Annotated in this window: 9 protein-coding genes; 3 read left to right on the top strand and 6 right to left on the bottom strand. The window is 72.1% G+C overall.

The features are described from left to right. The first annotated feature begins 669 nt into the window (after nt 1–669). Nucleotides 670–2,436: a cation-translocating P-type ATPase gene (locus tag NAEX_RS24385; RefSeq protein WP_096329880.1), complete on the top strand. Its 1,767-nt coding sequence runs from the start codon at nt 670–672 to the stop codon at nt 2,434–2,436. 260 nt (nt 2,437–2,696) lie between these two features. Here the strand turns inward: NAEX_RS24385 and NAEX_RS24380 are convergent, their stop codons facing one another. From NAEX_RS24380 to NAEX_RS24370, 3 genes are all read right to left on the bottom strand, one after another. Next, nucleotides 2,697–3,896 carry an adenylate/guanylate cyclase domain-containing protein gene (locus tag NAEX_RS24380; RefSeq protein ID WP_096329879.1) on the bottom strand — a complete coding sequence of 400 codons (1,200 nt, stop codon included), beginning with the start codon at nt 3,894–3,896 and terminating at the stop codon, nt 2,697–2,699. Continuing rightward, a complete protein-coding gene (locus tag NAEX_RS24375) occupies nt 3,893–5,131 on the bottom strand; it encodes an adenylate/guanylate cyclase domain-containing protein (RefSeq protein WP_170135969.1) in 1,239 nt (412 codons plus the stop codon). Before NAEX_RS24375 ends, NAEX_RS24380 begins: the two co-directional genes overlap by 4 nt. A 184-nt stretch (nt 5,132–5,315) precedes the next feature. Continuing rightward, nucleotides 5,316–6,902 carry a cellulase family glycosylhydrolase gene (locus NAEX_RS24370; protein ID WP_096329877.1) on the bottom strand — a complete coding sequence of 529 codons (1,587 nt, stop codon included), beginning with the start codon at nt 6,900–6,902 and terminating at the stop codon, nt 5,316–5,318. Between the two features lie 383 nt (nt 6,903–7,285). On the opposite strand from NAEX_RS24370, the gene eno reads away from it, so the two are divergent. Beyond that, a complete protein-coding gene (gene eno, locus NAEX_RS24365) occupies nt 7,286–8,575 on the top strand; it encodes a phosphopyruvate hydratase (RefSeq protein ID WP_096329876.1) in 1,290 nt (429 codons plus the stop codon). 108 nt (nt 8,576–8,683) lie between these two features. On the opposite strand, the gene NAEX_RS24360 is transcribed toward eno, so the two are convergent. Then, nucleotides 8,684–8,989, bottom strand: coding sequence for a hypothetical protein (locus NAEX_RS24360; RefSeq protein ID WP_096329875.1), 306 nt, complete (start codon nt 8,987–8,989; stop codon nt 8,684–8,686). Between the two features lie 241 nt (nt 8,990–9,230). Beyond that, nucleotides 9,231–9,761: a T-complex 10 C-terminal domain-containing protein gene (locus NAEX_RS24355; protein WP_143140575.1), complete on the bottom strand. Its 531-nt coding sequence runs from the start codon at nt 9,759–9,761 to the stop codon at nt 9,231–9,233. A gap of 179 nt (nt 9,762–9,940) precedes the next feature. Between NAEX_RS24355 and NAEX_RS24350 the strand changes: the two genes are divergently transcribed. Next, the gene (locus NAEX_RS24350; RefSeq protein ID WP_211302467.1) at nt 9,941–12,487 is read left to right on the top strand and encodes an ATP-binding cassette domain-containing protein; all 2,547 of its coding nucleotides are present in this window, start codon (nt 9,941–9,943) and stop codon (nt 12,485–12,487) included. 1 nt (nt 12,488) lies between these two features. Here the strand turns inward: NAEX_RS24350 and NAEX_RS24345 are convergent, their stop codons facing one another. Continuing rightward, nucleotides 12,489–13,133: a hypothetical protein gene (locus NAEX_RS24345; RefSeq protein WP_143140574.1), complete on the bottom strand. Its 645-nt coding sequence runs from the start codon at nt 13,131–13,133 to the stop codon at nt 12,489–12,491. Nucleotides 13,134–13,715: the final 582 nt, after the last annotated feature.

The following is a 13,715-nucleotide window of genomic DNA, read 5'->3' as shown; positions in this document are numbered from 1 at the left end:
CTGCCCGTGCCCCCGCTCGCACTGCCCGGCCTCCAGACACATGTCCCCCGGGACATGTCATGCGGAGCCTCGCCTCTGCCCATGCCTCCGCTCGCCCCGCCCGGCCGTCACATGTCCCTCGAGACATCTTCCGCCCGGCCTCGCCTCTGCCAGGCCCCGCTCGCGCTACGCAACCGGCACATGGCTCTCGGGTCATCTTCTGCGGGGCCTCGTCTCTGCCGAGGCCCCGCTCGCGCTTCCCGGTCCCATTTACATGTCTCTCAGGACATGTCACGCGCAGCCTCGCCTCTGCCATGCCCCGTTCGCGCTTCCCGGTCACAGCCCCATGCCCCTTCGGGACATCTTCCGCCCGGCCTCGTCTCCGCCCTCGCAACGTTTGTGCCACCCTCGCCACTGACGCCGCCGGCAGCGCAGCCGGGGCGCCCGGATCGCCGGCGTGACGCGCCGGCCCCTTCTCCGGCGAATTTCGCCGTCCGCGCCGCCGGCGAAGGGCAGCGGTGCAAGGCTTGCACCGCGGCGCAATCGCTTCGGCGGTGAAGACGGACCCGCGGCGTCGCCGCGAAGACTTCGGCTGGCACGCAGGTTGCTCGTCACGGCGCGGTCGCGCGGCCCTGCACCTGTCCTTCGCGCCAGGTCCACCTGGCGAGCGGCCTCGACGGGATCTGGATCATGCAAGCGAATCAGCCGCGTCCCCCACCCGTACCTTCCCGGTCGCTGGTCCCGGAGGAGTTCCCGCTGGTGCTGACCGTGTTCCTCGCGCTGGGCGCGTGGCGGATGTCGCGGCGCAACGTGCTCATTCGCCGGATCCCCGCGCTCGAGAACCTCGGCGCCGCCACCACCCTGTGCGTCGACAAGACCGGCACCCTGACCGAGAACCGGATGACGCTCGTCGAGCTGCGCGCCGGCGAGGCGAGCTGGCGCGGCGACGCCGGCGAACCATTGCCCGGGCCGCTGCACGAAGTCGCCGAGGTCGCCGCGCTCGCCAGTCAACGCGAGGCCTTCGATCCGATGGACGCTGCGTGCCGGCGGTTCGTCCGCGAGCGCCTCCCCGCGCGCGCCGAGCAGCACGACCGCTGGCAGCTCGTGCGCGAGTACCCGCTGACCCCCGAGCTGCTGGCGGTGGCGCAGGCGTGGCGCATCGACGCCGACACGGCGACGGTCGCCGCCAAGGGCGCGCCCGAGGCGGTCATGGGCCTGTGTCGCCTCGACGAGGCCGCGACCGCGAGCCTGCGCGCCGCGGTGGAGGCGATGACGGCCAGCGGTCAGCGCGTGCTGGGGGTCGCGCGCGCGGAGTTGGTCGGCGAGCCGCGGGCGCGCTCGAGAGATTACGAATTCCGGTGGGTCGGCCTGCTCGGCCTGCACGACCCGCCGCGGGCCGAGGTCCCGGCGGCGCTGGCGGAGTGTCGGCGCGCGGGCCTGCGGGTCGTCATGATCACCGGCGACGCCCCGGGCACGGCGCGGGCGATCGCCGAGCAGGTCGGCATGTCGGCGGACGGGCTGGTCACGGGCAGCGAGCTGGCGGCCCTGGGGGACGAGGAGCTGACGGCGCGGCTGCGCGGGGTCGAGGTGTGCGCGCGGGTGATGCCGGCCCAGAAGCTGCGGATCGTGCAAGCGCTGCAGGCGGCGGGCGAGGTGGTGGCGATGACGGGCGACGGGGTGAACGACGCCCCGGCGCTCAAGGCGGCGCAGATCGGCGTGGCCATGGGCGGGCGCGGCACCGACGTCGCGCGCGAGGCGGCCGCGATCGTGCTGACGCGCGACGACTTCACCGACCTGGTCGCGTCGGTCGCCGAGGGCCGGCGGATCTTCGACAACCTGCAAAAAGCGCTCGGCTTCATCGTCGCGGTCCACGTGTCGATCGCCGGCATCGCTTTGGTGCCGATGTTCTTCGGCCTGCCCATGTTGTTCCACCCGATCCACGTCGTGTTCCTCGAGCTCGTCATCGACCCCGCCTGCTCGGTGGTGTTCGAGGCCGAACCCGCCGAGCCCGACATCATGCGCAGGCCGCCGCGCCCGACCGCCGCCCCGCTCCTCGATCGCCGGACCTTGCTGCTCTGCCTGGCCCAGGGCGCGACCGTCCTCGCCGTGTGCCTCGGCGGATTGTGGTATGTGCATTTCCACCTCGGCCGCTCGCTCTCCGCCGCTCTGGGCGTGATGTTCACGTCGCTGGTGCTCGCCCACCTCGGCCTGATCCTCGTCCACCGCTCGGCGACGCAGCCGCTGCTGCGCACCCTCCGGACCCCCAACCGCGCGCTGTGGTGGGTGGTGCTCGGGACGCTCGCGCTGCTGCTGGCCGTCGTCGCCGTCCCGGCGCTCCGGCGAATGTTTCACTTCGAGCGCGTGCCCGCGCTCGAGCTGCTGCCGTGGGCGCTCCTCGGGCCGATCGCCGTGCTGTGGTTCCGGGCCGTCAAGCGCCCGCACGCCGCGCGAGGGTAGCAACCCCTGCAGCTCGACAAGCATCTGCGCCCCGACCACGCCGCTCGAGACGGCTGTGCAGACCATGCACGAGCACATGTACGGCGCCGTCCTCGTGGTGGAGGACGGCCGCCTGCCTCGGGCTCCTCGCCGTCATCGACGCGCGCGTGGCCCTGGTCGCGCTGCTGCGCCGCGACGCCAACCAGGCGCTCGACCCGGAGCACGCCCGGACCACGAGCCTGCTCGGTCCGGCGGCGTGAGCCCCCCTCGCATCACCGAGCTCAGGCCGGCACCGCAGCCGTCGCCGGGCTGCGATAGCCCTCGGGCTCGCCGCGGACCACCGCGGCGCGCTCCTCGGCGGTGAGCTCGGCCCAGGTCGCCGCGTCGACCACGACCTGCTCGGGCGTCGCGCGCTCCTCCATGGCGAACGCGGCCTCGATCGCCGCGCCCCACATGTCGTAGGCGAGCTTGTTGGTGCCGACCACGCCGACGATCGCCTCGCCGGTGCCGACCCCGATGCGCACCCGGATCGCCCGCGCCTGACAGGCCTCGGCCCGCTCGACCGCCGCGCGCATGCGCAGCGCCAGGTCGACCGCCGCGCGGGCCGAGGGCTCGCGCCCCGACAGCCCGATCGCAGCCACGTAGGCGTCGCCGACCGTCTTCACCTTGTCGGCGCCGCGCTCCTCGCACACCGCATCGAACGCGCTGAACGTCGCGTTGAGCACGCGGACGATGTCCTCCGCGGCTGCCTCTTCGGCCAGGTGCGTGAACCCGGCGATGTCGCACACCACCACGCTGACCTGTGGGTGGCGGCGGCCGACCCCTTCGCCGCCCTCGCGCAGCGTCGCCACGAATTCGGCCGGCAGCACCGTCCCGAGCAGCGCGTCGGTGCGGCGCCGCAGCGCCCGCAGCTCGTCGCGGGTCCGCGCCGTCACCCGCTGCCCGTAATACGTCGCCACCGCCGTCGCCACCGCCACCAGCGAGATGTTGATCTGGAAGTTGCTGCGCACGTCCTCGGGCGCCATCGCCGGCGCGACCTGGAACGCGAAGCAGAAGCCGAGGAACGCCGCCGCGTTGAGCCCCGCCACCAGCAGCGCCGTCTTTCGCCGCTCGCTCGGGAACAGCATGAACGTCAGCACGATCACCGGCATGTACCAGTACTGCAGCCCGTAGCTCGGCCCGAACAGCGACGCCGCACCCGCGGTCGACAGCAGCGTGTACAGCACGAACACCACCGCCGCCGGCGCGTGGTGTGCCCGCGCCGACAGCCACAGCGACAGCATCGGCGGCACCACGCCGGCGAGCAGCGCGTAGGCCACCCCGCCCGGCGAGGTCACCCCGTACGTCAGGCTCAGCAGCACCGTGATCACCGTGAAGCCGCAGGCGAGCAGGCACAGCCCGCGGAGGAACACCACGTGCTGGCTCTCGAGCGGGGCGGCCTGCGGCGTGAGCCCCAAGCGCAGCAGTCGACCGAGCTTCACGGCCGGCGCCCTGCCTTGCGCGCGCCGCGGACGAAGTACGTCTTCATCGGCCCCTTGCCCTTGATCTCCACGCCTTCGCGGCCGCTGCACTCGAAGCGGTGGTTGACCTTGGCGAACGTCAGCGGCGAGACGTGGACCTCGCCGGCGAGCCCGTGCATCTCCATGCGCTGGGCCGTGTTGACCGTGTCGCCCCACAGGTCGTAGGTCGGCCGCACCTGCCCGATCACCCCCGCGACCACCGGCCCCGAGTTGACCCCGATCCGCACCGCGATCCCCGGCGTCGCCGCGAACTCGTCGCGCAGCGCCAGCGCCAGCGCCACCAGCACCTCCGCGTGGTCGGGCCGATACACCGGCAGCCCGGCCGCGGCGACGAAGCTCGTCCCGGTGGTCTTGATCTTCTCCGCCCCGAACTCGGCGCAGCGGCGGTCGATCGCGGCGAACACCGCGTGCAAGCGGGCGAGGTAGGCCTCCGCCGTCTGGCCCTCGGCCGGGCGGTCGAGCCCGATCACCCGGCAGAACAGCACCGACGCGTCGCCGTGGCGCTCCGCGATCTCCTGCTCGCCCGCCTGCAGGCGGCGCCCGATCTCCTCGGGGAACACGCTGCGGAGCAGCCGCTCCGACTTGGCCCGCTCGTGCTCGAGATCCGCCTCGGCCAGCGCGTTGAACGAGCGCGAGCCGTAGCCGACCAACAGGATCACCGCCACCAGCATCCCCTGATGCAGGTACTGGTCGGGCCCGTACGTGGTTACGCGGCGGGCCAGGTCGCCGTCGAGGTCCCAGCCGTAGACCAGCACCGCCAGGCAGAGCGACGCCGCCAGCGCCGTGCCCAGCGCCGCCGTCTGCTCGCGGGTGGGGAACAGCAGGAACGGCAGCGCCGCGCCGAGGATCAAGAGAAAGAAGTTGCCGTAGTCGAGCCCGATGGTCCACGAGCCCATCAGGATCGACGTCACGATCGTCCCGTGGAACGCCAGCGCCGCGTCGCGCGGGCGGCCGCGGGCGTGCAGCGCGAACACTGCCGCGAGCCCGCCGACCGTGACCCCCAGGTGGACCAGCAATTCGGGGTCGAGCGGCCTTCCCGTGCCGATGTGGCCGGCGCAGCTCATCGCGATCCCGAGCAGCGCCAGCCCGTTCTGCAGGCGGATCCGCCGGCCGTCCTCGCGGGACGTGTCGCCGCGGACACCGGCCCCGACGGCCCGCGACAACGCCGCTCGCACCCGCAGGACCGCGTTCGTCACGTCCATGGCACCTTACCGGAAACCCCCGCGAGCGTCCCGGCGAGCCCCGAGCGCCCGCGGCTCGAAAACGAGCCGATCGCGCGGGGCGACCGGCCCCCGCTCGCGGTCACGACATTCCTCTCGGGACATGTCCCGAAAATCATGCGGACAATTGTTCGCCGCGTCGCCACGACGGGCGCGCCGCTCAGTCGGCGACCGTCACGCGCACCTCGACCTGGGCCCCGTCCGGCGCCTGGACGCGCAGCTCGCCGCGGCTCGGGTCGAGCGTGTAGCAAGCGCCCTCCGGGCCGGCCAGCGTGGTCAGTTCGATGGCGAGCGAGGCGCCGGCGAAGCGGCGCGGGGGCAGGGCGATCTCGCTGACGCCGCCGTCGCCGGTCCAGCTCGCGGTGGCCGTCGTCTGGTCCCAGGCGAACGCGCTGTCCGTGCCTGCGACCGCGCGCAGGTACGGGCGGACGAACACGTCGAGGGTGTCGCGCTCGCTGCCGTCGGCCTCGATCACCGACAGGTCCTCCTCGTTCCACGCGACCTCGTTCTGCGAGCACTCCCACAGCGTGCCCGACAACCGCCGCGCGTCCATCCGGTCGAGCGCGCGGGCCAGCCACTCCTCGGCGCCGGGCGCCCCGTGGCCGTAGCCGAATTCGCCGATGAGCACGCCCAGCCCCTCCGCCGCCGCGAAATCGGCGATGTCGTCGAGGTACGGCTCCGGCATCATCCCGATCGTCGGCAGGCCCTTGACGAGCCCGGCGTCGTACATGTGCGCGGCGTACACGAGCCCCGAGCCCTCGGGTCGCACGTGCTCGACCGGCTGCAGCCCGACCGCGTCGGTCCCCGGGTTGTTGAAGAGGATCAGCAGCTCGTCGCCGGCCAGCGCTCGCAGCTGCGCCACCGCCTCGGTGTGGAACGGGTTCAGCGTCTCGTGCTTCCACGTGGGGATGTCCGCCGCCGTGCCCGAGCCGGGCTCGTTGAGGATCTCGAGCCCCACCACCCCGGGGTGGTCGCCGACCCGCGCGATCATCTGTCCCCACATGGCGAAGAACTTCGCGTGCAGGTCGTCCTCGTCGGCCCAGAAGCGGTCGAACGCGGCGCGCACGTCGCCGTCGAGGATGTACTTGAGCCCCCAGTCGGCGTCCGGACAGGTGTGCGGCTCGGGCGGCGGATCTTGCGGCAGGGTCCACGGCGGGAAGCCGTCGCCGCAATAGGTCGAGGTGTAGATGTCCTGGTGGAAGTCGACGACCACCCGCAGCCCGTGCGACCAGGCGGCGTCGACCATCGCCGCGTAGCGGTCGAGGTAGCGCGCGTCGTACTGCCCCGGCGTCGGCTCGAGCGCCTCCCACGAGAAGAGCAGCCGCACCACGTTGATGCCCCAGCCCGGCAGGCGCGAAAAGAACTGCTCCGCCGCGGCCTCGAACGCCGCCTGCTCGACCTCCGCGTCGACCGGGAACGGCACGAACGGCGCCCACTTCGAGCGCCCGCCCGTGTTGACCCCGCGCAGCAGCACGTCGCGCCCGTGCTCGTCGTGCATCCGCCCCTCGGCGTCGAGGCTGACCCGCGCGCTGGTCAAAAGGACAGGTTCGATCGGGCTCTCGCACTCGCCCGGGGCCAGCGGCGCGCCCGTGCTCGTCGGCGCCGCCGTCGACGACCCGGTGGTCGTCGGCGTCCCCGTCGCCGCCGTCGTCTCGCTCCCCGTCGTCGTCTCGCTCGCGCCGGTGCTCGGAGACGGATCTCCGCCGCAGCCGATCGCCGCCGTCAGCAGTACAAGCGCCCTGCGCATGGCCGAAATAGTAGGCGGTCCCCGCGCCGCCCGTCCACGCCGATGTCGCGCCGCCCCCCGGTCAGCCCGGCCCGCCGATCGGCGGGCTTCACCTTCGGACATGTTTGAAGAGACATGTCGCCGGCGACGCCGCGCCCGGGCTCACCGGGAGCGGGCCGAAGGCCGCCGGAGCGACCGACGACCGGTCCCGCTCGGCCGCCCGCGGGCGATCTCGACACCCCGGCGAGTGAGCAGCCGCGCGGCTCGCCGGCGAGAGCGCGGGTTTTTCGCGGCGCCGTCGCCAGCGTCTGCCAATTCGTTCAGCGCCCGTGCCGGCCCCGCGCCCGCTCGCCCCGCCGATCGGCTCTGGCCGGCGGCCACGCTCGCGCGCTACCTTCCCGCGCATGAGCGTCATCCTCAGCGTCCACGGGCGGGAGATCCTCGATTCGCGCGGCAACCCCACGGTCGAGGTCGAGGTCATCACCGATCAGGGCAGCATCGGCCGCTTCGCCGTCCCCTCGGGGGCCAGCACCGGCGAGCACGAGGCCCACGAGCTGCGCGACGGCGATGCCAAGCGCTACCTCGGCAAGGGCGTGCGCCAGGCCGTCGAGCACGTCAACGGCCCGCTCGCTGACGCTGTCACCGGCTTCGACGCCCTCGACCAGCTCGCGGTCGACCAGGCGCTGCTCGCCGCCGACGGCTCGGCCAACAAGTCGAAGCTCGGGGCCAACGCGGTGCTCGGCGTGTCGCTCGCGGTCGCCCGCGCGGCCGCCCTCGACGCCGAGCTGCCGCTGTTCCGCTACCTCGGCGGGCCGCTGGCCAACGTGCTGCCGGTGCCGCTGATGAACGTGATCAACGGCGGCGCGCACGCCGACAACAACCTCGACTTCCAGGAGACGATGCTGGTGCCGCACGGCTTCCCGACGTTCTCGGAGGCGCTGCGGGCGGGGGTGGAGATCTTCCACAACCTCAAGAAGATCCTGCGCTCGCAGAAGAAGGTCACGGCGGTCGGCGACGAGGGGGGCTTCGCGCCCGACATGGCGAGCAACGGCGAGGCGCTGGCGGTGCTGGTGCAGGCGATCGAGGCCGCCGGCTACAAGCCGGGCGAGCAGGTCAGCCTCGCCCTCGACGTCGCCGCCTCCGAGTTCTACGACAAGCAGAAGGGCGTCTACGTGCTCGCCGGCGAGGGCGGGCGCGAGCTCGACGGGCCCGCGCTGGTCGGCCTCTACGCCGACCTGGCCGCCAAGTACCCGCTCGTCTCGATCGAGGACGGCATGGCCGAGGACGACTGGGCCGGCTGGCGCCTGCTGACCGAGCGCCTCGGCGGCAAGCTGCAGCTCGTCGGCGACGACCTGTTCGTCACCAACCCCGAGCGCCTGCAACGCGGCATCGACGAGGGGGTCGCCAACAGCATCCTCGTCAAGGTCAACCAGATCGGCAGCCTCACCGAGACGCTGCAGGCGGTCCGCCTGGCCCAGCACAACCGCTACCGCGCGGTCATCTCCCACCGCAGCGGCGAGACCGGCGACACCTTCATCGCCGACCTCGCCGTCGCCACCGCCGCCGGCCAGATCAAGACCGGCTCGGCCTCCCGCTCCGACCGCGTCGAGAAGTACAACCAGCTGCTCCGCATCGAGGAGCAGCTCGGCGAGTCGGCCCGCTACCCCGGCCCGACCCTGTTCCGCCGCGCCTGAACCGGTCCGGCTTGCCCCATAGGACATGAGCGATCGGGCATGCCCGATCGCTCATGTCCTATCGGGCATGTTTTGAAAGACATGTAGCCACACGTCGACGACGGCTCGTCAGACCCGCTCCAGGCGCCAGACCGTCGTCTGCCGGGTCCCGTGGTTCCACACGACGCCGGCGAACCGGTCGGGGGCCAACGGGGCGGCGAGCTCGATGAACCCCTCGCCGTCGCTCACGGAGTCGAAGCCCACCCATGGGACCAGTGCAGGTTCGCGGAAATCGGCGGTGGCCACGATGGGCCCCTGCTCCGTCGCCAGGAGGAGGACGTGTTCGTCGTCGAGGAAGCCGCCCCATACGTCGATGCCGATCTGCACCTCCGGCAGGTCCTCTGCCACCCGGACCAGCTTCGCTTGCAGGGGCATGGGCAGCACGGTAGCAGCCTCGTGGCCGGCGGCGCGCGTCCGACGGAGGAACGGTGAGGCGTGACCGGGCTCGACTCGCGTGCGACACGCTGCGACGCCGGCGGGCCGACCGATCGGCCAGGCCGCGGGACAGCGCCGCCCGAGGCGCCCGTTCCGCGGCCCATCCATGGTTTTCAGGACATGTCCTTCAGCGCAGGCCAACGGGCGCTCGAGGTGCGCGCTCGCTGCAGCTCGGGCCGGGTCAGGGCGACGCGGCCTTGCTCGGGGCCGGCGCCGGCGCCGGCGCGCTCGGGGGCGTCGGCTTCTCGATCGTCATCGACGAGCGGGCCCCGCCCGGCAGCTCGCGGGTGACGGTGCCGTTGGGGGCGATCGTCGTGCGGGTGCCGTCGTCGGCGGTGACGATCATCGACCCGTCGGCGCTGAACTCGGTGCGCTCGACCGACAGCGTCGAGCGCGAGCCGTCGGGGAACACGCGGACCTGCTTGCCGTCCGGCATGACGATCGTGCCGTCCTTCTTGATCTGGATCTTGCTGCCGTCCGGCTTGGTGACCGTGCCGTCGCGCTGGATCGTCACCGTCGAGCCGTCCGAGGCGGTCAGCACCTTCGTGCCGCGGCCGCCGGGCTCCATCTTGTAGGCGCCCGACTTCTGGCTCGACACCTCCATCTCGTCGACGTCGCAGGCGGCGCCGGCGAGCGTCAGCGCCAGCACCCCGGTCAGGTGCGAGAGACGCAGGGGCCCAGGAGTAGAGGTGCGCAGGAAGGCCAGGATCATCGCCCGCCGAGCCTAACACGATCGGCGCACCCGGAGCTTGCCGCGGCGGGCGCGGACTGGAGCGCGGCCTGTCCGCTTGAGCAGGCATCCATTCGCGCAGCCCGCGCTCGAATCCGCCGCCTACCCCGCGAAGCGGCGACAAAATCCCTGCGGCCGGCGCCACCGGGTACGATGCCGGCGTGCATGGGCCCGAGGATACGGTCGTCGTCCGCTCGTCGACGACCTACCTGACGATCGAGGTGGCCGGCCGGAAGCTCCAGGACGTGCGCCTGGGCATGGGCCCGCTGCGGATCGGGCGCAAGCAAGACAACGACGTGGTGATCCAATCGGCCTGCGTCGCGCAACATCACGCGCGGGTCGAGCCCTACCTGCAGGGCCACCGGATCGTCGCGCTCGGCGGCGGCAACGGGCTGCTGTTCCGCGGCCGTCGCGTCGCCTCGCACGTGTTCAACGACGGCGACGTGATCCGCATCGCCGACCCGGTGACCGGCAACTTCGTCAGCCTGACCTATCAGGACATCGGCAAGCGGGCGCAGGCCCAGCCCGCGGCGCCGGTGCAGCGCTGCGCGCTCGAGCGGCCGGCGGTGACGATCGGCCGCGAGGGCTGCGACCTGGTGCTGCCGAGCCTCCAGGTGTCGCGCCGACACGCGACCATCCGCGCATTCGACCAGGGGCACGAGCTCACCGATCACGGCAGCGCCAACGGGACCTTCGTCAACGGGGCCCGGGTGCACGTCCACGAGCTCAAACAGGGCGATGTGCTCCAAATCGGCCCCTTCAAGCTGGTCTACACCGGCAAGTCGCTCGATCAATTCGAGCAGAAGGGAGCGATGCGGATCGACGCGCGCGAGCTGGTGCGGGTCACGCCGGAGGGCAAGGCGATCCTCCACCGCGTGTCGCTCGTGATCGAGCCGCGAGAGTTCGTCGCGCTGGTCGGGGCCTCGGGCGCCGGCAAGAGCACGCTGATGGCCGCGCTCGCGGGCGTGCGCCGGCCCGACGCCGGCCTGGTGCGGGTCGGCAGCGACGACCTCTACGCCAGCTATCACCTCTACCGCGGCGGGATCGGCTACGTGCCGCAGGACGACATCCTGCACCGCCACCTCACCGTCGAGGACGCGCTCCGCTACACGGCGCGGCTGCGCCTGCCGACCGACACCTCCGCGGCCGAGATCGAGGCGCGGATCGTCCGCGTGCTCGAGGAGGTCGAGATGCTCGAGGCCCGCGCGCAGCGGATCACCGCGCTGTCCGGCGGCCAGCGCAAGCGGATCTCGATCGCCTCGGAGCTGCTCGGCGACCCGAACCTGTTCTTCCTCGACGAGCCGACCAGCGGCCTCGACCCGGGGCTCGAGAAGAAGATGATGTACACCCTGCGGTACATCGCCGACTCGGGCCGCACGGTGGTGCTGGTCACCCACGCGACCGCCAACATCACGCAGTGCGACCTGGTCGCGTTCATGGCGGGCGGGCGGCTGGTCTACTACGGGCCGCCCGCGGGGGCGCTGGCGATGTTCGGCGTCACCAGCGGCGACTTCGCCGACATCTACACCAAGCTCGGCGGGAAGGTCGGGCCGCCCGAGGTGATGCGGCAGGGCGAGTTGGCCGCCGAGTACCGCCTGTGGCACGAACACCACCCGCAGTCCAAGCGCGCGCCGACGATGGCCGAGCTGTGGGAGATCCGGTTCCGCCGCTCCGACGAGTACCGGATCTACGTCTACGAGCGGCAGACCGAGAGCGAGGTCTCGGGCACCAGGCTGCACGCGGTCGCGCCGGGCCACTTCCGGATCGCCGCCGAGGAGTCGCTGACGTCGGCGCCCGCCCCGGCCCCCCCGCCGCCGAGCCACGACGCGTCGTGGCTGTTCCAGACCCGCGTCCTCGCCGACCGCTACGTGAAGCTGATCGCGGCCGACCGCAAGAACCTGCTGATTTTGCTGCTGCAGGCGCCGGTGATCGGGGCGGTGCTGCTGCTGGCCGCGCGACCGACGGCGCTGCACTCGTCGACGTCGACGAATGGGCGGCTCCTGCTGTTCTTGCTCAGCGTCGTCGCGGTGTGGTTCGGCGTGATCAACTCGGTCCGCGAGATCACCAAGGAGGCGGAGATCTACCGCCGCGAGCGCCTGGCGAGCCTGCGGATCCCCGCCTACCTGCTGTCGAAGTTCGGCGTGCTCGCCGGGCTGTGCGCGGTGCAGAGCCTGGTGCTGATGCTGCTGCTGCTGCTGCGCGTCGACTTCGCCGCCGACTACGTGGCCCTGACCGAGTACGGCCTGATCGACATGACGCGCCAGCCGCCGCTCGGGCTGTGGGGCGGGCTCCTGGTGTCGGTGTTCCTCACGTCGCTGTCCGGGGTCGGGCTCGGGCTCCTGATCTCGACCTGGGTGTCGAGCTCCGACAAGGCGATGAGCGCGGTGCCGCTGGCGCTGATCCCCCAATTGGTGTTCGCCCTGGCCCTGATGCCGCTGCCGGCGCTCCTGGCCCCCGTGTCGTACCTGACCGGCGCGCGCTGGGGCATGGAGTCGATGGGGTCGATCGCGGCGCTGCTCGAGCCGCGCGACATGACCCGCTGCGAGTTCCCCGGCGACCCGCTGACCTGCGAGGTCTACGCGTCGGTCGACTACAGCCCCGCGCCCGAGCACATCGCGGCGGTGTGGGCGATCCTCGCGGGCTACACGCTGGCCTGCCTGCTGCTGACCGCGTGGATGCTGCGCCGCCGCGACGCGGCCGAGAAGTAGGCTACTCCTCGCCGATCTCGATGTTGTACTTCACCGTCATCTGCGGCCCGTTGTAGCTCGGGAACTGATGGTCGGCCACGACCTTGCGGACGCACGGGACGATGCCGAAGACCTGCAGACCGCGCGAGGCGGTGACCGTCACGGCGTCGACCCGGCCTGTCTTTCCGACCAGGCCGATGACCATGTCGAGGCGACCGCCCTTGAGGCTGCCGTGGTTGTAGCAGGCGGCGATCGACAGGCACTCGTTGATCCCGTACTCGACCTCGCGCATGTGAGCGCTGAGCACCTGCTCGTTCAGCTGCTCGTCGCCCTCGCTCCAGTCGAGCACGCGCGGCCGTTCGATGTCGTATTGCGGGATCGCCGAGTCGTCGACCGGGACGAACTTCTTCGGCAGCTCGTCGCGCTCGTGGGTACACTCGCCCCACGACGTGATCTGCGGCCGCATCGGGATCTCGTTGGTCTCGACCTCCTGCTTGACCGGAGTGTCCTGCGAGCTGTCGACGACACAACTGCCGCGGTCGCAGCGAGTGCCCGCGCCACACAGACCGCCGCATTCGTCGGGGCTGCGAGGAGCACTGTTCCGCTTGCAAGCCGCCGGGCTCAAGCTGAACGCCACGAGACCGGCGAAGATCAAAGTGGTACGCATCACCGCGAGGGTAACACCGTCCCGGCCGCACGTGATGCCGGCTCGCCGGACGCTCCGCGCCGGCGGACGTTCCACGCGATGAGACAGCGCGGTGCGCCCTCGCGCCGGACTCGCTGCCGACGGTCGGCACGGCCCGAACGCGAGGACCTGTCCCACACCCGCGCACCGACGGACGAACTCGGTGCTCGCGAAGCACGGCAGAATTTTCCAATCGGCTCGGCCCGCCACGATCGCCTCGGCCCGGGCGCGCCCTCCGGGTCGCCGGGCCGGAGCGAAAAAATCGGGAGCGATTCGAGCGTCGCCCACCGGTGATGCCGACGAACCACCTCTCGCCGTTCTCGGGACACCGGCGGTGAACGTGCAGAGAGCGCGCCTCCCGGACGCGTTCCCTGGTGTGCGGCCGGCCTATCGCCTTCGCAGAACGATCGGCGCCGAGCTCGGGCAGCCGGCGCCGCTCACCGTCGATCCGCCGCTCGTCGAGGCTGTCAACTCCGCAAGGTCGATGCCGATCGAGGCGCGCTCGATGGCCTGCGCGCGCGCAACCTCGTCGCGCTCGGCGACGCCGACCCCTGCCGTCGCCGA

Origin of the sequence: Nannocystis exedens, assembly GCF_002343915.1 — a bacterium.
Taxonomy (GTDB): Bacteria; Myxococcota_A; Polyangia; order Nannocystales; family Nannocystaceae; genus Nannocystis; species Nannocystis exedens.
Note: the sequence above shows the minus strand (reverse complement) of the source record. Positions and strands in the feature narration are given on the sequence as shown.

Excerpts from the sequence above, each read along its gene's own strand:
- NAEX_RS24385 (WP_096329880.1), top strand. The coding sequence starts at position 670 with ATGCAAGCGAATCAGCCGCGTCCCCCACCCGTACCTTCCCGGTCGCTG.
- NAEX_RS24370 (WP_096329877.1), bottom strand. The coding sequence starts at position 6,902 with ATGCGCAGGGCGCTTGTACTGCTGACGGCGGCGATCGGCTGCGGCGGA.
- eno (WP_096329876.1), top strand. The coding sequence starts at position 7,286 with ATGAGCGTCATCCTCAGCGTCCACGGGCGGGAGATCCTCGATTCGCGC.
- NAEX_RS24360 (WP_096329875.1), bottom strand. The coding sequence starts at position 8,989 with ATGCCCCTGCAAGCGAAGCTGGTCCGGGTGGCAGAGGACCTGCCGGAG.
- NAEX_RS24355 (WP_143140575.1), bottom strand. The coding sequence starts at position 9,761 with ATGATCCTGGCCTTCCTGCGCACCTCTACTCCTGGGCCCCTGCGTCTC.
- NAEX_RS24345 (WP_143140574.1), bottom strand. The coding sequence starts at position 13,133 with ATGCGTACCACTTTGATCTTCGCCGGTCTCGTGGCGTTCAGCTTGAGC.